A 22,651-nucleotide genomic window follows, 5' to 3' on the forward strand; every position below is an offset into this window, starting at 1 on the left:
GGCGTTCGCCATTGTTGGGCCAAGCATGCCGCCAGGCGGGCCTGCGCCGCCAGTTCACAACAGGCCAATTTTGTGGCATTTTGCGCCAAGCTTGTTCGGCCGGACGTTCGCGAGGGGGAGGTCGCCGACGCCATGCACGGATCGGAATCCGATGCCCTTCGCACGCCGGTCTCCGCGGCCTATGCGCGGGCCCTGGTGCGGGCATTTGGCCAGACGCGAGGCGATCGCGACGAGCTGCTGAAGGGCACCGGAATTCGGCTCGAGGCGCTCGACCAGCCCGGCGCTCACATGCCGGTATCCTCGCTGGTGGTGCTGGCGGCCAACATCACCCGCCGGCATGGCGAGCTGTGGCCGTTGTCGGCCGCGGCGGTGTGGTCGACATCGCTGCAAGGCGCGCTCGATGTCGCGACCAGGACGGCGCCGACCATCGCGGATGCGTTGGCGACCGGCGCGCGCTTCGGGTCGACCCGCGCGCCCTTCGTCCGCAACCGGCTGCGCAAGACAGCGCGCGCGATCCAGATCGAAATCTCTCCCGCCGTCGCGATGGACGAAGGGCTGTGGCACGCCGTGGCGCTGGCGGTCAGCCTCAACGTGCACGCCGTGTACGTGCAGCTGCTCGAGGATGCGATCGGTGAGGCGACACTGCAATTTCCCTGGTCGCCGCCTGCGGGCGCGGAGCGGCTGCTCGAGCATTATTCCTGCGCGGTGAAGTTCAACGCCGCCGCCTTCATCTTCGAGGTGCCGAAAGCGCTCGGCGCACGGCCGTCGCCGTTTGCCGATCCGCAATTGCACGCCAAGGCCATTGAAGCGCTCGAGGCGATCGAAAATCCGCAGCCCGACACCGCGGCGCTGGCGGGGATCGTCGAGCGCCTGATCGCGGCGCGCCTGCCGCGGCGCCTCGCCGAGGAGGAGGCCGCGCGCCTCGTCGGCACTTCGCGGCGAACGCTGGTGCGGCGGCTCGCCGAGACCGGCTGCGCCTTCCGCCCGCTGCTCGACGGCGTGCTACGCGAGCGCGCGAGGATCATGCTCGCGGCAGGCACCCAATCGCGCGACCAAATAGCGGCCGCGCTCGGCTATACCGACGCGACGAGCTTCAGCCGGGCGTGCCGGCGGTGGTTCGGAGAGAAGGGCGGGCGGGATTAGGGCGCGGTCGATGGCTCGCGCAAGCCCACAGACCCTGGTGGACGATACGCAGACTTAAGCGATGCCGATCCCGTCAATGCGTATGCAGGGCGTCGTAGGCGTGCGCAAAAAACACAGCGGCGCTGAGGAGCAGCAGCGCGACAATGGTCGCTTCCATCATGACACTTCCCCATTATTGTTTGGGAGAAGTGGTACCGGTCAAATGTTTCCGCCCGGTTTCGTCCGCTGATGAAAATGGTTTCGTGGCAGGATCGCTGCAACAATCGGCTGCCGGATCGAGCTCGCGCGGTGCTCGGATCGCTCGGCATCGATACTGTGACGCCGACCTAAAAGCTACGCCGCCGGGCCCGAAATGGTTTGTCCCGGCGGCGCCCTGTCATTCCCAGCGCTGGGGCCCTGAAATTCCCAGTGTCATTTCCTTAGCAGATCCGCGGAGAGACGGCTGTTGCCGAACTCACACAAGCTTCTAAGAGAGGAGCCGACGCCAGGGCCTACACGTCAGCTCCTCCGAAACGTGACCGTGCTGCGTCCCCAACGGTCCCGTCCCTCTGAGAAGCCTGCGCCGATCTAGTTGCCGATTTGCTAACTGTCCCTCTCGTCGGCAGGGCGGCCGATACCATCACTCCAATTCTGATATCGTTTTTCGGCGAGCCTGGCCGGGAGGTAATCCCTATTGGTGCTATTGGCGGCAGGAACGAGCGGTGGTTTTGGAAGTAGTGTCTTCCGGCTCCCGGCTCTCATACCCCCAATCCGGCTGGGAGCCACAGGGGCGGCCTCGGCGCGCGGCGTCGGGGTCGTTCTCATCTTGCAGCATCGCTTCAGAACAGACGCAACGCGAAAACGCTCACTCAGAACGAAATGAGCGCGGCTTAAATTATTGATCTATCGGTAAAATCGCTGGCGCGCTCGGAGAGATTCGAACTCCCGACCCTCGGAATCGAAATCCGATGCTCTATCCAGCTGAGCTACGAGCGCGTAGCGGGTCGATTATCAGACTTGGGCGGGGAGGGCCAGCAGGCAGGCACGGAGCGCGGCACCCAGCGGTGCCGGCACGTCCCGCCGTCTCCCTTATAGCCGTCAGAAGCAGGGATGCCGGCGGTGGTCCTGGCCGATATAGGCGGCCGCGCTCTGGTAGCACTTGTTGCGCGGGGAGCCGTCGTAATAGGCGAAGCTGCCGGCAGTCGGGCCGGGGCCGTAATTGTGCAGATAGCTGATGTGGTAGGGCAGGCCCCAATGGGCGTGGTGGTGATGCCGGTGGTGGCGCGGATGGGCCGTGAGGTCGGCCGCAGCCGCCGGGGTCAGGGCCATCACGGCCAGAGCGAGGGCGGCGAAAAGCTTGGTCTTGGTCATGGGCGGCCTCCGGTCATTTACGGGAATCGGCATTGTGGGCCGCCCCGGGGTCCATTTAACCCGGAATCGGGGCCAAAAGCTGCGGGAAATCAGCCACAGCGCGCCAAATTTTGCCTTTTTGCGGATGCTTAACGGATTGCCAACACAGTCCGGCCAGAGTCTTGCGGTCAGGTCCGCCCGGGCCCGGCCTTTCCCGCGGTTTCGAACGATCCATGCGCATCACGCCCCTTGTCGCCTTGCTGCTCTCGGTTCTGGCCGCGACGCCCGCGCGGGCGGTGCTGCACATCACGCGCGACCATGGCGGCTATGTCGAGGAGTACAAGGCCAAGTACAAGCAGATCCGCGAGCGCCGCGAGCGCGTCGTGATCGACGGCATCTGCAACTCGGCCTGCACGCTGGTGTTCGGCATCGTGCCGCTGAACAAGATCTGCGTTACGCCGCGGGCCAGCATCGGCTTCCACCAGGCCTATTACGACAAGGCCTTCACCTTCGGCATCAAGGTCACCAGCCTCGAGGGCACCTCCGACCTGATGTCCTACTACCCCGATACGGTGAAGGACTGGATCCGCCGCAATGGCGGGCTCACCACCGAGATGAAGAAGATCAAGAACGGGGTCGATCTCTGGAAGATCGTCGATCCCTGTCCGGAAGAGTGGTAGGCGCGGACGCGCTCGCGCTTCGAACCTCCTTCCTCAGGTCCTTGTTCTAGGTCTTCGGGCTTCAAGTCTTCGGGTTTCAGGTCTTGGGCCTGACGTCGCCATCCGACACCAGCAGCACGGACGCCTTCGACTTGCCGAGCACGGCCGCTGCGATGCTGCCGAAATTCAGGCTGTCGCCCTGGATGCGGTCGACGCCGATCACGACGAGGTCGGCCCGGCTTGACGCGATTTCCTGCAGGATCGCGACCTCAGGTGCGGTGTTGGCACGTAGCCGCGTCGTTACGTTGATGTCGTAGCGCGCCGCGGTCGCCGCGATGTCCTTCAGGATGGCTTCCTCATGCGCCAGCGACATGCTGGGGCTGGTGCGGCGGGCGCCCTTGTCGCGCGTGGTCGAGACGTAGACCACCTGCAGCGGCTCGCTCGAAAGGCGCGCCAGCGCGATCGCGACCTCGGCGCCGCGCCGCGAGACGTTGCTGCCCGAGACCGGCACCAGGATCTTCCGCGCATTCGCCGTCGGCTCCTTCTCGTGCACGCCCTTGGCGGCCGCGATCGCCAGCGGGCCGTCGAAGCCGGAGGTCAGGTCGTCGAGCCGCCGGTCGAAGCCGCCGTCGGGACCGGCGACCGCGTCCATGCCGACCACCAGCAGGTCGAAACCTTTTTTGGCTTCCTCGGCGATCGCCTCCGCCGCCGTCTCCTCGCGGGCGCGGCTGATGACGTCGACATTGCCGCCGCCGTCGGCATCGGCTTCGGCGCTCGCCTTGGCCGCGTTGATGACCGCCGCCTCGGGGCTCTCCTCATCGGCACGGTTCTTCTCCTGCAGCTTGGCATTGGCGCCGACATGCAGCACAGTGATCGGCAGGCCGCGCCCACCGGCAAGCTGGCCGGCGAGATGCGCGGCGAATGTCGCGTTGCTGCTCTCGTCGACCGCGAGCAGCAGCCGCTCGAGATTGGCGACGAAGCCGCGCTGCTCATATTCCTCGCGCTCCAGCCGCTCCTTCTCGTCCTGGCCGAGCGGCAGCCGCGCCAGCGCGCTGCGCAGCATCGGCGGCATCGCCATCGTGGTCAGGATCGCCATGGTCACGATCATCGAGAACATGGTCTGGCTCAGCACCCCCATCGACAGGCCGATGGTGGCGATGATCACCTCGGTCGAGCCGCGCGCATTCATGCCGCTCGCCAGTGCGTAGGATTCCTGCCGCGTCAGCCCGCCCAGCGCGCCGCCGACGAAGGCGCCGCCGAACTTGCCGATGCTCGCAATCAGCACCAGCGCCGCGGTCAGCCCCAGCACCGACGGATCCTTCAGCACCGTGAGGTCGGCGCTGAGGCCGGCAAGCCCGAAGAACACCGGCATGAACAGGCTCGAGATCAGCCCGCGCAGCCGCTCGTCGGTCTGCCGGGTCAGGATCGGGGATTCCCCGACCAGCATGCCGGCGATGAAGGCGCCGAGCACGGTGTGCACGCCGATCAGATGCGTGATCATCGCCATCCCGCTCATCAACAGCAGGATCACGGTGATCACCGCCGCCGAAGAGACCAGATTGTCGTTGGCCCAGCGGATCAGCCGGAACACCAGCCGCCGGCCGATCGTGAAGCTGACCGCGAGGAAGGCGAGGGTGCCGAACTGCGCCTGCGCGACCGAGAGGATGTCGAGGCTGCCGCGCGAGGCAAGGCTGAAGATGACAGCGATGATGATCCAGCCGAGGGTGTCCCCCAGCGGATCACCATGGCATCTCCGATTTCCAATTCCGGCGCGGCTCGGCCGGCTTGCCGCATGCGGTCAACGCCCGGGTTCCGAAAGCGATCCCCTGGGTCAGATTTTGGAACAGAGGCGCCGGCGGTTCGTTTTGCTCAGGATGCGTTCATCCTGGTGATGCGAATGTCTCCATGAGCGAGCCTGACCGCCGGAGCGGCTGTGGCTCAGCTCGCGCGAACGGGAGGCTGCAATGGCAACCAGATCCAATCTTTCGAAGGCTGAACTCGCGCGTAGCGTTGCCGGCGCTACATCGGCATTGGTGCTTAGTGCGCTCGTCCTGTTCGTCGCCGCGCATCACTTGAGCGGCGGGTAGGAAGGCGGCGCGTGCCGCGCTGATCCATCAAAGCAGGAAGGTCCCGATCAGGAGGCCGGCCGCAAATGCCCAAAGCCCGAGGGTGCAGGCCGATATGACCCGGACGAGATTGCGCAGATCCACGTCCTGCCAGCTGCTATGGGACCGATACGTCAATTGCAGGCACCCCCTGCGGTGGCCGCCTTTGCTTCGCTTTTGCTTCCTGGGCCGACAGCCTGTTCCCGATAGGTGCCGAAATGAAGGCAACCGGTGGTGGCACCCGATCACGCATTTGCGAGCCGTCGCCTAACGCGCGATGAGATCGGGTGCCGTCGTCATCGCGTTCTAGCTCATTGTTTGAGCATGATTTTGTTTGAGCATGATTTTTTCGAAAAATCGCTGCGCACTTTCCCGGATCATGCTCGGGCGTGCGGTATTGTCTTGCTGTCTGTGGGGGCGCCCGCGGCCGGTCAGGCGGCCCGGCGCTTGCGGGTACGTGCCGCCTTTTTCGCCGAGCGCGACCGCTCCGCCGCGGGGCGGCTCGCGGCCGCCTTGCCGCCGAGCTTGCCGCCCTTGCGCGACGGGGAATGATCCTCGCGCGTGCCTCGGCCGGAGCCGCTCTTCTTGCCGCCGTGGGTCTCCTTGTTGACGGTCGCCCATGCGCGCCGCTCGGCCTCGCGATCCGGAACACCACGCGTCTCGTAGCCTTCCTCGATATGCTCGGCCTGCCGCTTCTGCTTATCGGTATAGCTCGACTTGTCGCCTCTGGGCATCGCGCTCTCCTGTCTATTTTGATCGGGACGTCTGCCGGACTTCAGCCGTGTCGTCGTTCGTTTCGACAACCTCGAATCTGGACCGGCTGAAGCGGCCCAATCCGCTGAGCTCGTAATAGCCGTCACGTTCGATATCCCTTGTCACCTCGTAGACGCGCCCAAGCGAAAGCGTGTCCCGCTGCAACGTGTTGTCGACGCAGCGAACGTGAAAAATCTTGCCGGTTTCGGCCATGCGCTCATCCTGAATTGTTGGTCTGGTTCGGCGTTACTTATCGCGCAACGTCACGATCGCAACCGGCAACCCTGCCGCGGGCCGATCACGAAATTTCGTTCGGTAACTTCCATTCGGGCGCCGGTTCGAACACTTCGCTGTCGCCGGGAATTCGCTTCATGTGATAGCCGGCCGGCAGCACTTGGCCCGGCGCTTCATCCGCGACCGGAACGTCGAAGATCAGTCCGCAGATCAGTGCATGTTCCCACGCTTGCTTCTCCGTCGGAAAAGCCTTGTCGATCTGTCTGTCGCGATCGAACAGCGCGTAGGGCATCTGGCATCCTCGCTGCATTGGCTTGGCGTAGGCGGCTCGCTTGTCGTTCGCCCGATATGTCGAAAACGTCCGTTGCCGACCGGTGTTCCTAAATTCGCCCGCCAGCCGCGAACGCCGAGCCGCTCCCTTGCATGATATCGCTGAGATATTTCGCCGGTGGCTTGCCGAGCGCCTTCTTGAACATGGTGATGAAGGCTGTGACGGATTCATAACCGAGCTCGGACGAGACCTGCTGAACGCTCGCGCCGGCGGAGAGTTCGCGCAACGCGACGATCAAATGCAGTTGCTGACGCCAGCGTCCGAATGTCAGGCCGGTTTCCCTCAGGATGAGACGCGCGAGACTGCTCTCGCTCAGCGCCACGCGTTCGGCCCATTCGGCGATCGTGCGGCGATCGGCCGGATCGTCGGCGAGCGCTGCCGCGATCCGTCGCAAGCGTGGCTCGGGCGAGATCGGCAGATGCAGCTGCTGCAGCGGCATACGCGGCAATTCGCTCAGCAGCAATTGCGCAACGAGGGTTTCAGTGCCGTGGTCCTGCTGCATACGGTCGGAAAGCGCGATGATCAGCTCTCGCAGCAAGGGTGAGATCGACAATGCGCAGCAGCGGTCGGGCAGGTCGGCGGCACCGGGCTCGATGAAGACGAAGAAGATTCGTGCATTGGCGGTTGCGATATTGGTGTGGCGCGTGCCGCCTGGAAGCCAGACGCCGCAATGCGGCGGCACCATCCACAACCCGTTCGGAACGCGGCACATCACGCCGCCGCCGAGCGCGAAGACGAGCTGTCCCTTCCGGTGCGCATGCTCGGCCGCCTCGACCTTGTTTTCGGTGACGTCGAGGCGCACGGCGATGGCCGCCGCCGCGACGTCATCCGGATCAAGGTCCGGCCAGGGATAGCGAAGTTGAAAGCCCATAACGGAGCTGGAAACCCGTTGAGTGACCGAATTTAGCGATCGATAGAATAGATATGTAAATTCTTCCGACAGCCAAGTCGATAGCTTGGCGCATTCAGATGGGCAGGAGCATGCGATGACGATGATAGCACCGATGCGCACGCTGGGCGGGCAGGGGCTGTTGTTGACGGGGATCCTGCTGATCGCCTCGACGCTCCGCGCGCCCATTACCGGCGTCGCGCCGATGCTCGGCATGATCAGTGAGACCAGCGGGATCAGCGCGGCGGAGGCCGGAATCCTGACGACGCTGCCCTTGCTGGCGTTCGCCGCGATCTCACCGGTTGCAGCTGTGCTCGGGCGCGAATGGGGCATCGAGCGGTCGCTGTTCGGTGCGCTGCTTGTCATCGCGGCCGGGATCGCGCTGCGCTCGTCCGGTCCGGTCTGGGCGCTGTTCGCGGGCACCGCCACCATTGGTGCCGGAATCGCCGTTGGAAATGTGCTGCTGCCGAGCTTGCTCAAGCGGGACTTTCCGACTCGCATCGCCAGCCTGACCGGCGCTTACGCGATCACGTCCGCATTGGCCCAGGCGCTCGCATCGGTCGTGGCAATCCCGCTCGCCCAAATCCCGGGATCGAACTGGCATCTCTCGCTTGCGAGCACGCTGATCTTTCCGTTGGTGGCGCTGATAGCCTGGGCACCCCACCTGGGGGCGCACTCGGCCCCGACGGTCGAGCTGGCCTCGTCGCCGCATCGCGGGCGCATCTGGCACTCGCTGCTCGCCTGGCAGGTGACGGGCTTCCTCGGCCTGACCTCGCTGGTGTTCTACATCATCGTCGGATGGTTGCCCGCCATCCTCGTGCAGGCAAGCTACCCGGCGGCGACGGCGGGTACGCTGCACGGTGTGTTGCAATTGGCGACCGCGCTTCCCGGCCTGATCCTCGGGCCGATGGTCCGGCGCATGAAGGACCAGCGCGGGATTGCGATTGCCGTGTCGCTTGCAACCTGCGTCTCGCTGCTGGGATTGTGGCAGTGTCCGTCGCTCGCAATGCTGTGGGTCGCGCTGTTCGGCTTCGGGGCGGGTGCAGCCTTCATCCTCGGCTTGACATTCGTCAGCCTGCGAACCTCGCATAGCCACCAGGCGGCCGCGCTGTCCGGCATGGCGCAGTGCCTCGGCTACTCGCTCGCCGCTGCGGGTCCGCCGCTCGCCGGACTTGCCCATGATGCGACCGGAGGCTGGGAGGTTGCGCTCGCGTGCTGCGCCGTCGCGACGGTGCTGATGGCAGTCCTGGGCCGATCAGCCGGCCGCGCGGCGACAATCTGATTGTCGTTCGATGCGGAAATATCGCGAGCCAGATCCGGCTCGCAACAAGGCGTGGCGGCGGGCGGTCGGTTGTCTGCGCCGCAGGCGCGCGCTACAGAAGGCGGGAAGCCTCGCAAGCAAGAGCCAAGGGAAAAGTATCGTTGAGGACATCTGCCAGCACGTGCATCGCGATCGGATCGACGCTCTTTGCCTTGGCGTCGAGCGCATTCCTTTTTCTGGTTCCTCCGAGTCCGATCGACAGGAACCTGTTGCGTGGCGCCTTCCGTCTTTACAAGGGATATGCGTATCTCATCCCCGTCAAATACGTGGACGGCACGCTCGAGACTGCCCGATTGTACGAAGACGACCGGCTTCTCGGGCCCGCGAACACCGCCCAGCAAGAGATCATCGACAAGGGTGCCGGCCGCTTCGCATTTTACCGGGACACCTGGAATTACTTCGGCCCGGCCTTGATGTTCTCGACCAGCGACAACACAGACCCGAATACCAACGGCAGGAAGTATCACCTGAGATGACGAGCTGACCTGCGCTGTGTCCGGCTGTCGTCACGTCGTGCGTATCACGCCCAGTTCCTTCGACCGTTGGAGAAGAGCCGGCCGGTAAGGCGGGGAGGGATCGTCGTCGTCAGGGATGGCGCAATGGCCGAACTCCTGCTGGATGCGCTGGATCTCCATGACCCGATCGTTCAACCGCTGCAGATGCTCAAGCGATGTTGCCTTCCAGTAGCGGAAGGTGTCGAGCGTAATCGGCACGAAGGCGGTGCCGAACAGCGTTGGATCGGGCACGATGGTCCGCCCGAGCAGCAGGTAGCGGTCCTGACCGACGATGACGAGGGTGGCATACGGCCGCCCTTCACTTACCCTGAGGCCCTTCAACGAAAGTTCGCACAGCTTGCTGAAATAGGGTTCCTCGCGCCAGCGGTCGGGATCATCGAGGTCGACCTGCACATTCAGCGCGTCGAGCCCGAAATGCGGCACCATGCCCGTGGTCTCGGGAAACCAATCATCATCGAGGTGGCCTTGCAGCCAGGCACAGCTGAATGAGCGGCACTGCCGGGGACGCTCGTGGTAGATCTCGCATCCGCCGCCCGCCAGGATGTGGCTGCAGACCGTATTCACCGGCTTGCTGAGATCGGTCACCTCAAGCACCTTGCAGCAGAGGGTGCATGATCCACATTGCCTGACCGTCGGAGCCACGGGAAAGCCGAGGGCCCACGAGCCCTGCCGTTCGCGGAGGAGCAGCTTCTGCTTCTCCAGCGTGCTCAGTGCACGCTCGACCTTGAGACGCGACAATCTGGTCACGCCGATAATATCTTTCGTCGTCGTCGCGCCGCTCTCGACCGCCCGAACGACGACCAACGCCACTTGATCCATTGTTTTTCTTCTTGTCCGGCTCGTGGCCGGCTCTTCTTGTGCAGTGTTTTTGGCCGCCGGTATTCGGCGACGGTATATTCCAGTGCAATCCGGAACGTGCCGCGACCGACGGCTGCGAGATTCCACCGAAGCGTATCGGTGAGGGCGGCATGTCGCATCCGATAAACGCGCATGGCATCCCTGAGGACAAATCGTCGTGATTGGCAGCGCGTGCGGCCGGCGCTTCGCGTGAGAGGACTGGCGAGGTCGGCGAGCTCGCGAGCCTCTGTCACCGCGGCAAGTCGACCCGACGGGCAACTCAGTGAAAACCTGTCAAACCACTGACCGCGCAACACAGCCAGTGTCGTCCCTGCCTAGTGCGCAATTGCGCACGGGAGCAGGGACCCATAACCACAAATGCTGATTGTTGCGCGATGCTGATACGACGAGTCCCGTTCACAACAACCGCCGCGGAGTATGGGTCCCTGCTTTCGCAGGGACGACGCCAGGAAAGAGCCGTGAGCTCTCATTCTCCTTCCTTCCGGCGTCATGCGCGGGTGATGACACCGCGTGTTGGTCATCTTGAATTGCGACTCATCCCCACTGTCGTGCCTGCTTGCGCCGGGACGAAAGTGTGCTTGCGCAAACGGGCGCGGCACCCCACAAAATTCGCGATTGCTGGTTGCTTCATCTTCAGGCAATGACGGTCTGCAATGAACAAGAGCTTCGAGGAAACTGCCGCTCGTCTGGCGCCGGCGATCTTTGTCGTGCTGTGGAGCACCGGATTCATCGGCACCAAATACGTCATCAACAATGCGGAGCCGCTGACCTATCTGGCGATCCGGATGGCGTTCGTGGTGGTGGTGATGGCGGTCATCGCCGCGATCGCGCGGCCGAACTGGCCGGACCGGACTGGTATTTTCCACAGCGCGGTCGCCGGCATCCTGGTGCACGGCTTCTACCTCGGCGGCACCGCGATTGCGATCGCGCATTCGGTTCCGGCGGGGCTCTCGGCCTTGATCCCGGGCCTGCAGCCGATCCTGACCTCGACCATTGCCAACCGCTGGCTGGGCGAGCGCGTCACGCCGCTGCAATGGGGCGGGCTGGTGCTCGGCCTCGCCGGCGTCGTCTTGATCCTGCACAACCGGCCGATGACGGGCGAGGCGGGGTGGGGCTGGCTCGCCTCCGGCGTCTCGCTGATCAGCATCACCTTGGGCACGCTCTATCAACGGCGCTATTGCAACCGGATCGACTGGCGCGCCGGCAATCTGGTGCAGTACATCGCGGTGACGATCTTCTTCGGTATCGGCGCCTTTGTGTTCGAGACCAATGTGGTGCATTGGACCGGCGAGTTCGTGCTGGCGCTGGCCTGGCTCGTGTTCGCGCTGTCGATCGGTTCGATCGGGCTGTTGTACTGGCTGATCCGTCACCATGCCGCGACCTCGGTCGCGAGCCTTTTCTATCTGGTGCCGGCGGTGACCGCGCTGATGGCCTACGTCCTGTTCGACGAGCGGCTGGATCATGTCGCCATTGCCGGCATGGCCGCCTGCGCCGCGGCGGTGCTGCTGGTCAATCGCCGCGCTTAGTCTTTGCGACGGATCTTCGCGTAAGCTGCAAGCGCGCGTTCGCGCCCCTGCTTGTGATCAACGATCGGCGGCGGGTACGTCTTGCCGAGTTCGATGCCGGCGCTCGCCAGCTCGATCGGTGTCGCTGTCCAGGGCTGATGGATCAGCTCGTTGGAGAGCTGCGCGAGCTCCGGCACCCAGCGCCTGACATAGCCGCCGTCGGGATCGAATTTCTCGCCCTGCAGGACCGGATTGAAGACGCGGAAATAGGGCGCGGCGTCAGCGCCGCAGCCCGCGACCCATTGCCAGTTGGCGGGATTGGAGCCGGCATCGGCATCGACCAGCGTATCCCAGAACCATTGTTCGCCTGTGCGCCAGTCGATCAAGAGGTGCTTGACCAGGAACGAGGCCGCCACCATTCGCACCCGGTTGTGCATCACGCCGCTGTGCCAGAGCTCGCGCATGCCGGCATCGACGATCGGATAGCCGGTGAGTCCGCGTTGCCACGCCTCCAGGGCGAGAGCGCTGCGCCTCCACCGAAAGGCATCGAACAGCTCCTGCAAGTTCCGATCCGCCATATCGGGGACGTCGAACAGCAGATGGCGGCAGAATTCGCGCCAGCCGAGCTCGCTGAGGAACTTGTCGATGTCGCCGGCAAGGCGCGAGTCTTCCGCGGCGGCGAAGCGGGCCGCGTGAAAGACCTGCCGCGGGCTGATCTCGCCGAAGCGCAGATGCGGCGACAGGCGCGAGGTGCCGTCGCGGTCGGGCCGATCGCGGTCGTCGGCGTAACCGCTGATCCCCTCATCGAGGAATCGCTTCAGCCGCGCCTGCGCCGCGGCTTCACCCGGTGTCCAGGTCTCGCGCAGGCCGCCGGCCCAATCCGGCCGTGTCGGTTCGAGACCCCAGTCATCGAGGGCGTCGCTCGCGATGCCGCCGATGGATGTGAGTCTTTTCGGCGCCGGCAACGGCCTTGGCGGATCGCCGAGGCCTTGGACGCGCCGCCAGAACGGCGTGAACACGCGCAAGGCCCGGTTGTCCTTGTTGCGGAGCGCCTTCGGTTCGACGAGCAGATCGCCGCGGAAAATTTGCGAGTCGATGCTGTCACTTGCGAGCGCGGCTTCGACTTCTCTGGCAACGGCCTGATGCGGAGCCTGCGCGATGTCGTTCCAGAATACGGCGCGTGCGCCGATTTCGCGCGCCAACGTGGCGATCACCGACGCGGCCGGTCCGGTGCGCAGCACCAGCGATCCGCCTGCCATGGTGAGGCTCTTGCCAAGTGCGCGCAACGACTGCGCCAGCCACCAGCGCGTCGCACCCCCGAGCCGACGTAAGGCCGGCGGCATCAATGCACGGCTCTCTTCGTCGCGCACATAGAGGCCGACGACCGGCGCGCCGCTTGCCGCCGCCTCATGCAACGCCGGGTGATCCGACAGCCGCAGATCGTCACGAAACCAGACGATGATCGGCTGTGCGCGGGTCACCCGGACGCAGTGAGCCTGCCGCTACTTCGGCTGCGGCACGATGCGGATATAAGGCTTCGGCGCCTTCCAGCCCTGCGGGTAGATCGTCTTGGCTTCGTCGTCGCTGACCGAGCCCGCGATGATCACGTCCTCGCCCTGCTTCCAGTCGGCAGGGGTGGCGACGCGGTGCTTGGCGGTCATCTGCAGCGAGTCGATCGAGCGCAGGATCTCCTGGAAATTCCGGCCGGTGGTCATCGGATAGACCATCACCAGCTTGATCTTCTTGTCCGGTCCGATCACGAACACGTTGCGGACGGTCTGGTTGTCGGCGGCGGTGCGGGTGAGGGGATCGCCCGAGGTCGAGGCCGGCAGCATGTCGTAGAGCTTTGACACGTTGAAATCGGTGTCGCCGATCATCGGATAGTTCGGCGCCGCGCCTTGGGTTTCCTTGATGTCGTCGGACCATTTGGCGTGGCGGTCCACCGGGTCGACCGACAAGCCCATCAGCTTGACGCCGCGCTTGTCGAACTCGGGCTTCAGGCGGGCGAGCGCACCGAGCTCGGTGGTGCAGACCGGGGTGAAGTCCTTGGGATGGGAGAACAAAAGCGCCCAGCTGTTGCCGATCCAGTCATGGAACTTGATCTTTCCTTCGGTGGTCTCGGCTTCGAAGTCGGGGGCGACGGCGCCAATCTGAAGTGCCATGATTTTACCTCATCTCTTTGAAGTTGTAACTGAATTTGTATTTGAGGCTGTCTGTTCCAGTATAGGACGGGATAAGGCTTAAGTGAACGGGTTCTGAAAAAAGGTGAAACATTTCTCCTTGAGGACGGAATTCCAAGCAACTTGTTTTGATCCGGATCCCTGCGGCGAAACATCAGCTGCGGCACAAAGGCTTGGAAATGCCCAGATAATGCCGCTTATCGCAGTCATCACGCCGGCCCTGGCTGCTATAGGACTGAACCGTGACGACGTTTAAAGCGACCAAATAGCAACCATCTAAAAATCTCGGAACGCAAGTTCCGAATCATTAACCACTCGTTTACGCCCGCATGGAAAAGCTGGCCTGAGATAGGAATTGAAAGCTCCCACAATGTCTACCCCAAGTACCAAGACCGCTGAGCCTCTCAGCGGTGCGTTGCATCCGTCCTGCCGCAAGACTGCCGCCCATGCGCTCACCATTGTGCGCGACGGCGTGATCACCGGCGAAGGCCCGACCACCAAGGGCCGCATCCATTTCTCCCGGTCTCTCGATGCCGATGACGCTGCCTGGTGCGCGCGCATCCTGACGGCGGCCGCGGTCGAGCATCAGCCGATCAGCCGGGCCGAGATCGAGGCGCTGTTCGCGATCAACGAGGCCGCCGCCGAGCGCAGCGATGGCGGCCGGTTCGACGATCTGCTCGCCAAGGCGATCGCCCACCATGCCGCCTCCGAGTCCGGCCTGCCGGTGCCGCCGCGCACGGTGGCGCTGTCGCCCGACACCGAGATCGATCGCTGGGCGCCGAGGCAGGGCGCCAAGATGGACACCAAGGTCCTGGAGTGGATCGCGGGCCAGATGCGCGGTCAGCGCCGCACCGGCCGCGCGCTGGCGGCGATGGTGGCGACGCTGGTCGGCGCGACCGCGCTGCCGCTCGCGGCGCAGCTCCCCAACGTGTTCGACATCGGGATGATGTAAGCCATCATCCCGCGTAACTGGAATTCGACGAAAACGGCGGGGATTACTTCCCCGCCGTTTTCTGTTTGCCGCCGGTTTCCTCGAGTCCGAGCGTCCGCCCCGGAAACCCGGCGACGTCGAAATAGCGGGTCGAGAGCACTCGCTGGAATTTCAACACGGTGCGCAGGCCGTTGGCCGACGGCTTCTTCGACATGATGGTGCCCTCGACCATCTTCGGCACGATGCCGTTCGGCAGCGCCTCCGACATCACTCGGCCGATCAGCCCGCCATTGTTCGGCGCGCGCAGGCCGAGCAGCTGGGCGGCGGTCATGCCGACATCGGCGTTGCTGACCGGTAGCGGATCGACATAGCCCGCCTTGAAGTCGGGGCCGATCGCCGCAGTGAAGTTGAAGGTGTCGCCGCGGCTGAAGCTGCCATGCATGCCCTGGCCCTGGCGCAGCACGGTGTCGGCGACCTGCACCGAGCAGTTGGTCGGGATCTCGCAACCGCTCGACCAGGAGCGGAAATTGACCACGATCGACGGGTTCGGTGTCACCGCCTTGCCCTTCAGATTGAGGTTCGACATCGGCAGCGTGCCGGGGAAGGTGCCGAGCTTGTCGTCGACAAACAGGCCGCTGACATAGTCCTGCTCGAGCAGCGCCTTGATGACGCGGTCGGCGAGCTTCTTGTCGCGGTTCGGCAGATAGATCAGGTCCGAGCCGCCATTGGTGGCGATCACGACATCGGGCTTGGCCGGGTCCTGGCCGAGCACGCCGTTGCCGGCCTTCGTGTGGGCGTTGTCGGCGACCTTGGCGTTCTTGTCGTTGGGGTCGAACAGCGGCAGGTCCAGCGCCCTGGCGAGGTCGATCGCCACAAAGCCCATCGGCAGGAAATCCTGCGGCGTGTCGCTATAGGCGATCTTGGCCGAGGGGCTGGTCTTGCTCTCCTTCGAGATCGTCGAGAAGCCGTGGTCGGAGGAGACCATGATGTTGGTGTCGGCGGAAAGCCCGAGCTCGTCGAGCGCCTTGCGCAGCTGGGCGAGGTTGTTGTCGGCATTCCTGATGCCGGCCATCGAGGTCGGGCCGTTGATGCCGGGGGTGATGCTGTTGAGGCTGTCGCCGGTGTTGTGCTGGCTGCCGTCCGGATCGCGCGACCAGAACACCAGCACGAACGGCTTGTTGCGCGCCTTGAACATCGGCAGCACGACCTTGGTCGCGACGTCGGCCATGTAGGCCTGCTGCGTCACGTTGGCGACCGTCGTGCCGGGTGTCTTGGCGTCGCCCGCCTTGGCATTGTCGCCGCGGCTCGGCGTGGCGAGCGGCAGGCCCGCTTTGGTCAGCGCGTCCTTCATCTCGTCGGAGAGCGGCACGCCGGTCTTGCCGCCGGTGGAATCGTCGACCACGATCGTGTTCTTGCCGCGATCGGTGTGGTCGAACAGCAGGGTCGGGCCGACCTTGCCGATGGCGGCGGTGCTGAAACCCTGGCCGCGGGCCATCTTTAGCAGCGTCTCCTCGTTGAGGTAGTCGCCGTTGAAGTGATCGTCGACATCGGCGAGCACCGCGTCGTTCTCGATGAAGGGGACCACGGTGTCGCCCGCCGGCGCCGAGGTGTAGCCGGTATAGATCGTGTTGGAGAAGGTGCCGGTGTCGCCGAGATAATGGCCGGTCGACAGCGCCGAGCTGTTCGCCATCGTGAAGGTCGGGAACAGCGAGTGCGAATTCTTGAAGTTGACGCCCTTGTCGCGGATTTCCGCCATCGCAGGCGCCGTCTGCGGCGTCACGATGCCGCCACGCAGGCCGTCCGGGACGAACAGGATGAGGTTGCGGGGCTTGGCGTTCTGCGCCGAGGCGGCGCCCGCCGAAAGCGCGATTATGCTCGCGGACAGTAAGGTAATGGCACGACGCATATTGCTGTTCCCCCTGATGAAGCCCCGCGGCAGCCCGCCGCAGCCTTCGTTTAGTTTTGCCATATGACAGAAATGTTACAGCGCTTGCTCGGCGCTGTAACGGCCGGATTTTTCCCGCAGGACGCCGGTCAACACACCGTCATTCCGCAGGCTGAATCGCGGTTCTCTCATTGCGCGCAGCGCTGCCGGCATGCCCGTACCGGGCATAGAGCGCCGGCAGCACGGCGAGCGTCAGCAGGGTCGCGCTGATCAGGCCGCCGATCACGACGGTGGCGAGCGGCTTCTGCACCTCAGCACCGGTGCCGGTGGCGAACGCCATCGGCACGAAGCCGAGCGAGGCCACCAAGGCGGTCATCACCACGGGGCGGAAGCGGGTGAGGGCGCCTTGCTCGATGGCTTCCCGCATCGGCACGCCGCGCTCGCGCAACTGCCGGATGAAGCTCAGCATCACGAGCCCGTTCAGCACCGCAACGCCCGACAGCGCGATGAAGCCGACCGCCGCTGAGATCGAGAACGGCATGCCGCGGAGCCAAAGTGCGGCGATGCCGCCGGTGAGCGCCAGGGGCACCGCGCTGAACACCAGCAGGGCATCGCGGGCCGAGCCCATCGCCGCCAGCAGCAACAGGAAGATCATCGCAAAACACGCCGGCACCACGACGGCCAGGCGCTGGCGCGCCGCGGCGAGGTTCTCGGATTGGCCGCCCCAGGTCATCCAATAGCCCGGCGGCAGCTGCACCGATTGCGTGACTCTTGCCTGGGCTTCCTCGACCACCGAGCCGAGATCGCGGCCGCGAACATTGGCTGTCACCACGATGCGGCGCTTGCCGTTCTCGCGGCTGATCTGGTTCGGCCCCTCGGTGAAGGAGAACTGGGCGACGCGGTTGAGCGGCAGGCTCTGCACCGGCGAGCTCGGCGTTGCCTTCGGCAATGCGACCGGCAAATTGCTCAGCGCCTCGAGATCGGAGCGCACGCTCTCCGGCAATCGCACCACGATGTCGAAGCTGCGATCGCCTTCGTACACAACACCGGCATCCTGACCGCCGACCGCGGCACCGATCACGTCCTGCACGGCCGAAACGCTGAGGCCGCGCCGGGCGATCGCCGCCTTGTCGACCTTGATCTCGAGCACGGGCAGGCCGCCGGCCTGTTCGACCTTGACGTCGGTCGCGCCGCGCACGCTGCGCAGCGCCGAGGCAATCTGGTTGGCAGCTTTCTGCATCGGCCCGAACTCGTCACCGAACACCTTGACCGCGATGTCGCCGCGAACGCCGGCGAGCAGCTCGTTGAAGCGCATCTGGATCGGCTGGGTGAACTCATAGACGTTGCCGGGCAGCCGGCCGACCGCCTTCGAGATGTCCTCGATCAGTTGTTCCTTGGTCAGCGATGGGTCCGGCCACTGCTCGCGCGGTTTCAGGATGATGAAGGTGTCGGACGCGTTCGGCGGCATCGGATCGCTCGCCACCTCCGCGGTGCCGGTCTTGGAGAAGACGAACGACACCTGCGGAAAGCGGCTGACGGCCTTCTCGACCGACAGCTGCATCGCCTGCGACTGTGACAGCGCCGTGCTCGGAATCCTGAGCGCGTGCATGGCGATGTTCTTCTCGTCGAGCGAGGGGATGAACTCCTGGCCGAGGCGGAAGAACCCGAACAGGGCGGTCGCGAACAGCACGACCGCCACCGCGATGACCGGCACAGGCGTTGCAACCGCGCGCCGGAGCAGCGGGCTGTAGCAGCGCTTCAGGGCGGCAACGAGCCGGTTTTCCTGCTCCTGCACGCGGCCGGTGATGCCGATCGCGATCAGCGCCGGAACCAATGTCAGCGACAGCACGAAGGCGGCCGCGAGCGCAAGGATCACGGTCAGCGCCATCGGCTCGAACATCTTGCCTTCGACGCCGGTGAAGGTCAGCAGTGGCACATAGACCAAGAGGATGATGGCCTGGCCGTAGAGGCTCGGCTGCACCATTTCCGCCGCGGAGGCCCGCACCGTCGCCAGCCGTTCATCGCGCGTCAGCACGCGGCCGAGCGCATGCTGCTTCTCGGCGAGGTGACGCAGGCTGTTTTCGGTGATGATCACGGCGCCATCGACGATCAGGCCGAAATCCAGCGCGCCAAGGCTCATCAGATTGGCGCTGATCCGGCCTTGCCACATGCCGATCGCGGTCATCAGCATCGCGACCGGGATCACCATCGCCGTGATCAATGCCGCGCGGAAATTGCCGAGCAGCACGAACAGCACGGCGATCACGAGCAATGCGCCTTCGCTGAGGTTGCGCGCCACCGTGCCGATCGTTGCATCGACCAGCTGGGTGCGATCCAGCACCGTCTTGACCTCGATGCCGGCCGGCAAGGACGGCATGATTGTCCGCAGTTTGGCGTCGACCGCGGCCGACACGGTGCGGCTGTTGGCGCCGATCAGCATCAGCGCGGTGCCGACCACGACCTCGCGGCCGTTCTCGCTGGCGCTGCCGGTGCGCGTCTCGCCGCCGATCGAAAGCGTGGCGAGGTCGCGGATCCGTACCGGGACGCCGCCGCGGGTGGTGACGACGACGGCGCCGAGCTCGTCGATGTTCTCGAGCCGGCCGCCGGAGCGCACGACGAAGCCTTCGCCGTTGCGCTCGATATAGCGCGCACCGCGGCTGACATTGTTGGTCTCGATCGCCTTGGCAACGTCGGCGAAGGTGAGACCGAGCGCAATCAGCTTCGCCGCATCGGGATGGACCTGATACTGCTTGAGGTATCCGCCGATCGTATCGACGCCGGCGACACCAGGCACCATCTTGATCTGCGGCTTGATGATCCAGTCCTGCACCGTGCGCAGATACGCGTCCTTCTCGACCTCGCTCTGCAGCATCTGACCGTCCGCCGTCAGGAAGCGGCCGTCGCTTTGCAGGCCCGGCGCGCCGTCGGTCTGCACCTTTTGGCCAGAGTAATGGACGGTCCACATGTAGATTTCGCCAAGGCCGGTCGAGGTCGGGCCGATCCGCGGCTCAATGCCTTGCGGCAGGCGCGCGCGGACTTCGGTCAGGCGCTCGCCGACCTGCTGGCGGGCGAAATAGATGTCGGTGGCCTCGCTGAACACTGCCGTGATCTGCGAGAAGCCGTTACGGGAGAGCGAGCGCGTGCTCTCGAGGCCGGGCGCGCCGGCCAGGGCCGTCTCGATCGGGAAGGTGATCTGCTTCTCGATTTCGGCCGGCGACAGCGCCGGGGCCACGGTGTTGATCTGGACCTGCTTGTTGGTGATGTCGGGCACCGCGTCGATCGGCAGCTTCGTCAATGCAAGGCCGCCGAGGACCATCAGGATCGCCGTCAATGTGACGACCACCCAGCGCCGCCGGATCGCAAGACCAATGATGCGCTCAATCATGGTCGTGCTCCGCCTCGTCCTTCTCGAACTCCGCCTTCAGCGTGAAGGTGTTCTGGACCGCGATGGTCTCGCCGGCCGCGAGGCCGGCAACGATCTCGATATCGTCGTCGTCCTCGCGGCCGGTCCGCACCGATCTCGCCTCGAAGCCGTCGGCATCGCGCACGAACACGGTCGGCGTTCCCTTGATGGTTTGAAGCGCCTTCTTCGAGACGATCACGGTCGACGGCGCGCCTGACAGCGGGACCTCGGCGGTGACAAAGGTACCCGGCTTCCAGCGGTGGTCCTTGTTGGGCATGGTCGCGATCACGCGCGCGTTGCGGGTCTCGCGGTCGAGCAGGGGGCTGACGAAGATCACACCGGCATTGGCTTCATCTTCGGTGCCGATGGCGCGGATTTTCACCGAAACACCTTCGCGGACCGCGCCGATGTCTTCGGGGGAGACCGCGAGATCGACCCAGATGTCGTCGAGATTGACGATGACATAGAGCTCGCTCTCCTGGCCCTCGCGCCCGATCAATCCGCCGAGGTCGACACGCCGCTCGGATACGCGGCCGCTGATCGGCGCGCGCAAGAATTGCGTCCGCAGGCTCTCCGGCGGCTGGTTCGGCAGGTCGGCGATCTCGGCCTCCGAGAGACCAAGCGCGAACAGCTTCTGCCGGGCGCCGTCGAGCTTGATCTGGGCATCGTTCGCGGTCAGCCGCGTGCGCAGGAACTCGTTTTCCGACACGATGCGGGTCTCGACCAGCGTCTTCTGCCGCGCGTAGAGGGTCTGCTGCAAATCGTTGGTGAGCCGTGCGGCGAGGTATTCGCTCTTGGCGTCGGCCACCTCGCGGCTTTCGATCGCGGCGACGATCTCGCCCTTCTCGACGACGTCGCCGAGACGCTTGCGCAGTTCTGTGACCGTCGCAAGCACGCGCACCGAGACCCGGCCGATATGATCCGCATCGGGGATCAGCGATCCCGGCGCGAGGAAATGCCGCTTCAGCATGCCGCCGCTGGCTTGCGCGAACGTGATGCCGGCTTCGCGAACCTGGTCTTCGCTCAGCTCGATATGCCCGGGGGCCTCGTGCCGGGCCTCGGTCTTTGCGTCTGTCGTCGCAGTCTCCTGCGTCGCGGCCGGGAACCTGACCGGCCAGCCGATCCATCCGGCCGCCACAACGACCAGTGCAATGCCGGCGGCCACGCCGGCGAAAAATAGAACAACCCGTTTCATATGCGCCTCTCCGCAGCGCAGGCCGATGGCCCTGCGCTGTCGCGACATCGATCTGTGCGGAAGGGTGCGCGCTGCCGAATGGCAGCAGCGCACGGCCGGTCACGTCGACCGGATCAGGCGCGGGGTGGCTTGAAGGGCGAGCGGCGATCGGCCGAGGCCGGCAGCCCGATGTTGGTGTCGCCGTAGCTGTGCGGCGCATAGGCGATCGGGAACGCGGCCTCCTGCGGAGCCACGGAGGCGACGTGCGTCAGGCAATGGTCGCTGTGAGGCGAGGCGGGATGCGCCGGAGCCTTGCCGCCGGTGTCGTTGATCGACTGCGCGATCGAGAAGCCGGGAGCCGCGTCGGCATCGCCGTCGGAGGTCCAGCCGTGGAAGAACGACAGCACCAGCGCAAGCGAAATCAGTCCCGCAAGCAGGCTGCGCCAGCGGCGCGATCCCGTTGCGTGAGGAGAAGACTGAATCATGGTGCGCGAAGCGTCCATGGGGCCTACTTAGCGCCGTGCCCGCGCGCATTCAAGTTCCGGTCCGCGACAGATTGGCCGCGGATACTATAACGTTACGCGCGGTCTGCGGTTCGGCGCAGCAGCCATCGGCGCGCCGCGACGACCGCCCAGATCGCTTCGACGAGGCCGAACGGCCAGGCGCCCTGCAGGAAACCGTAGGCCGAGCCGAGCGCGCAGGAGACAGCGAAGGCCAGGATGAACCAGGGGCTGCGATCTTCGGCCGCATAGCAGACGAGCATCATGGTCACGGCGAATAACCCGAACAGCGTCAGCGCATCCATTCCGCAGCAGAACTCCTGTTGTAACACTGTTGATATCTGAGCATGCTTGGGATGGAATATCCATCCAGCGTCGCCGCCCTAACCTAAAGGGACTGCACCATGAAGCGCATGCATGTTCACGTCGCCGTCAAGGACATCCCGCAATCGGTCGGCTTCTACTCGGCGCTGTTCGGGGCCGAGCCGACGGTCGTGAAATCAGACTATGCCAAATGGATGCTCGACGATCCCCGCGTCAACTTCGCGATCTCGAGCCGACGCCGCGAACCGGGCCTCGACCATCTCGGCATTCAGGTCGAGAGCGCTGAAGAGCTCGGCGAGGTGTACGGACGGCTGCGCAAGGCCGGCGGCGAGGTCATCGAGCAGGGCCAAACGGTGTGCTGTTATGCCAAGTCCGAGAAGTCGTGGATCGACGATCCCGCGGGGATCGCCTGGGAGACGTTCCACACGACCGGTGAGAGCATCGTCTATGGCGACGGCACCGGCGAGCGGACCGCGCGTGTCGCGCACGAGAAGCAGGAAGACAAACAGAGCGCGTGTTGCGCCCCACAGCCCAAGGCCGCGCCGCCCGAGGCTTCGGCTTGCGGCAGCTCGTGAGTATGGAGCGGCCGAGTGGCCGGCTCTGCGCGAGTCC

General features: G+C 64.9%; 21 protein-coding genes and 1 tRNA gene. 7 read left to right on the forward strand and 15 right to left on the reverse strand.

Annotated elements, in window-relative coordinates; genetic code table 11:
* The first annotated feature begins 132 nt into the window (after positions 1–132).
* The gene (locus J2R76_RS04345) at positions 133–1,143 is read left to right on the forward strand and encodes an AraC family transcriptional regulator (protein WP_143271114.1); all 1,011 of its coding nucleotides are present in this window, start codon (positions 133–135) and stop codon (positions 1,141–1,143) included.
* Positions 1,144–2,041: 898 nt separating this feature from the next.
* On the opposite strand, the gene J2R76_RS04350 is transcribed toward J2R76_RS04345, so the two are convergent.
* Both J2R76_RS04350 and J2R76_RS04355 read right to left on the reverse strand, forming a co-directional pair.
* A tRNA-Arg gene (locus J2R76_RS04350) sits at positions 2,042–2,118 on the reverse strand.
* A gap of 102 nt (positions 2,119–2,220) precedes the next feature.
* Positions 2,221–2,493 carry a hypothetical protein gene (locus J2R76_RS04355; protein ID WP_076831273.1) on the reverse strand — a complete coding sequence of 91 codons (273 nt, stop codon included), beginning with the start codon at positions 2,491–2,493 and terminating at the stop codon, positions 2,221–2,223.
* Positions 2,494–2,705: 212 nt separating this feature from the next.
* Here J2R76_RS04355 and J2R76_RS04360 point away from each other — a divergent pair, with 212 nt between their 5' ends.
* Positions 2,706–3,152 (forward strand): hypothetical protein, encoded by a 447-nt coding sequence (locus J2R76_RS04360; RefSeq protein ID WP_018272072.1) that lies wholly within the window; start codon positions 2,706–2,708, stop codon positions 3,150–3,152.
* A 76-nt stretch (positions 3,153–3,228) separates the two neighbouring features.
* Here J2R76_RS04360 and J2R76_RS04365 read toward each other — a convergent pair whose 3' ends face one another.
* The 5 genes from J2R76_RS04365 to J2R76_RS04385 form a co-directional block, all read right to left on the reverse strand.
* A complete protein-coding gene (locus J2R76_RS04365) occupies positions 3,229–4,896 on the reverse strand; it encodes a universal stress protein (RefSeq protein WP_309143566.1) in 1,668 nt (555 codons plus the stop codon).
* 771 nt (positions 4,897–5,667) lie between these two features.
* Positions 5,668–5,970, reverse strand: a complete 303-nt coding sequence (locus J2R76_RS04370) for a hypothetical protein (RefSeq protein ID WP_050385697.1) — start codon at positions 5,968–5,970, stop codon at positions 5,668–5,670.
* A 13-nt stretch (positions 5,971–5,983) separates the two neighbouring features.
* Entirely contained in the window at positions 5,984–6,202 is a 219-nt protein-coding gene (locus J2R76_RS04375; protein WP_076831271.1) for a hypothetical protein, read from the reverse strand.
* 85 nt (positions 6,203–6,287) lie between these two features.
* The gene (locus J2R76_RS04380; RefSeq protein ID WP_076831268.1) at positions 6,288–6,515 is read right to left on the reverse strand and encodes a hypothetical protein; all 228 of its coding nucleotides are present in this window, start codon (positions 6,513–6,515) and stop codon (positions 6,288–6,290) included.
* A gap of 88 nt (positions 6,516–6,603) precedes the next feature.
* On the reverse strand, positions 6,604–7,425 hold the full coding sequence (locus J2R76_RS04385; RefSeq protein WP_076831265.1) for a helix-turn-helix domain-containing protein: 822 nt from the start codon (positions 7,423–7,425) through the stop codon (positions 6,604–6,606).
* Between the two features lie 115 nt (positions 7,426–7,540).
* Between J2R76_RS04385 and J2R76_RS04390 the strand changes: the two genes are divergently transcribed.
* Together J2R76_RS04390 and J2R76_RS04395 are read left to right on the forward strand one after the other, a co-directional pair.
* Complete coding sequence (locus J2R76_RS04390) at positions 7,541–8,725, forward strand: MFS transporter (RefSeq protein ID WP_076831262.1); 1,185 nt, start codon at positions 7,541–7,543, stop codon at positions 8,723–8,725.
* 140 nt (positions 8,726–8,865) lie between these two features.
* Positions 8,866–9,240, forward strand: a complete 375-nt coding sequence (locus J2R76_RS04395) for a hypothetical protein (protein WP_253623763.1) — start codon at positions 8,866–8,868, stop codon at positions 9,238–9,240.
* Between the two features lie 30 nt (positions 9,241–9,270).
* Here J2R76_RS04395 and J2R76_RS04400 read toward each other — a convergent pair whose 3' ends face one another.
* On the reverse strand, positions 9,271–10,098 hold the full coding sequence (locus J2R76_RS04400) for a hypothetical protein (RefSeq protein ID WP_057015859.1): 828 nt from the start codon (positions 10,096–10,098) through the stop codon (positions 9,271–9,273).
* Positions 10,099–10,790: 692 nt separating this feature from the next.
* Here J2R76_RS04400 and J2R76_RS04405 point away from each other — a divergent pair.
* Entirely contained in the window at positions 10,791–11,663 is an 873-nt protein-coding gene (locus J2R76_RS04405) for a DMT family transporter (RefSeq protein WP_050385698.1), read from the forward strand.
* Here the strand turns inward: J2R76_RS04405 and J2R76_RS04410 are convergent.
* Together J2R76_RS04410 and J2R76_RS04415 are read right to left on the reverse strand one after the other, a co-directional pair.
* Positions 11,660–13,123: a deoxyribodipyrimidine photo-lyase gene (locus tag J2R76_RS04410; protein ID WP_076831256.1), complete on the reverse strand. Its 1,464-nt coding sequence runs from the start codon at positions 13,121–13,123 to the stop codon at positions 11,660–11,662. The two genes, J2R76_RS04405 and J2R76_RS04410, sit on opposite strands and share 4 nt — an antisense overlap.
* Before the next feature lie 21 nt (positions 13,124–13,144).
* On the reverse strand, positions 13,145–13,804 hold the full coding sequence (locus J2R76_RS04415) for a peroxiredoxin (protein WP_028337644.1): 660 nt from the start codon (positions 13,802–13,804) through the stop codon (positions 13,145–13,147).
* A 388-nt stretch (positions 13,805–14,192) separates the two neighbouring features.
* On the opposite strand from J2R76_RS04415, the gene J2R76_RS04420 reads away from it, so the two are divergent.
* Positions 14,193–14,774: a hypothetical protein gene (locus J2R76_RS04420; protein WP_057017042.1), complete on the forward strand. Its 582-nt coding sequence runs from the start codon at positions 14,193–14,195 to the stop codon at positions 14,772–14,774.
* 43 nt (positions 14,775–14,817) lie between these two features.
* On the opposite strand, the gene J2R76_RS04425 is transcribed toward J2R76_RS04420, so the two are convergent.
* The 5 genes from J2R76_RS04425 to J2R76_RS04445 all read right to left on the reverse strand — a co-directional run bounded on the left by J2R76_RS04425 (position 14,818) and on the right by J2R76_RS04445 (position 22,020).
* Positions 14,818–16,659, reverse strand: a complete 1,842-nt coding sequence (locus J2R76_RS04425) for an alkaline phosphatase family protein (protein ID WP_076831253.1) — start codon at positions 16,657–16,659, stop codon at positions 14,818–14,820.
* 139 nt (positions 16,660–16,798) lie between these two features.
* Positions 16,799–20,023 carry an efflux RND transporter permease subunit gene (locus J2R76_RS04430; protein ID WP_076831251.1) on the reverse strand — a complete coding sequence of 1,075 codons (3,225 nt, stop codon included), beginning with the start codon at positions 20,021–20,023 and terminating at the stop codon, positions 16,799–16,801.
* Positions 20,016–21,236 carry an efflux RND transporter periplasmic adaptor subunit gene (locus tag J2R76_RS04435; protein WP_076831689.1) on the reverse strand — a complete coding sequence of 407 codons (1,221 nt, stop codon included), beginning with the start codon at positions 21,234–21,236 and terminating at the stop codon, positions 20,016–20,018. The genes J2R76_RS04430 and J2R76_RS04435 overlap by 8 nt, the downstream gene beginning before the upstream one ends.
* Before the next feature lie 113 nt (positions 21,237–21,349).
* A complete protein-coding gene (locus J2R76_RS04440; RefSeq protein WP_143271112.1) occupies positions 21,350–21,700 on the reverse strand; it encodes a hypothetical protein in 351 nt (116 codons plus the stop codon).
* Between the two features lie 92 nt (positions 21,701–21,792).
* On the reverse strand, positions 21,793–22,020 hold the full coding sequence (locus J2R76_RS04445; protein ID WP_076831245.1) for a hypothetical protein: 228 nt from the start codon (positions 22,018–22,020) through the stop codon (positions 21,793–21,795).
* A gap of 99 nt (positions 22,021–22,119) precedes the next feature.
* Here J2R76_RS04445 and J2R76_RS04450 point away from each other — a divergent pair, with 99 nt between their 5' ends.
* A complete protein-coding gene (locus J2R76_RS04450; RefSeq protein WP_057017045.1) occupies positions 22,120–22,614 on the forward strand; it encodes an ArsI/CadI family heavy metal resistance metalloenzyme in 495 nt (164 codons plus the stop codon).
* Positions 22,615–22,651: the final 37 nt, after the last annotated feature.

It is taken from the genome of Bradyrhizobium sp. USDA 4532 (genome assembly GCF_024171315.1).
Taxonomy (GTDB): Bacteria; Pseudomonadota; Alphaproteobacteria; order Rhizobiales; family Xanthobacteraceae; genus Bradyrhizobium; species Bradyrhizobium australafricanum.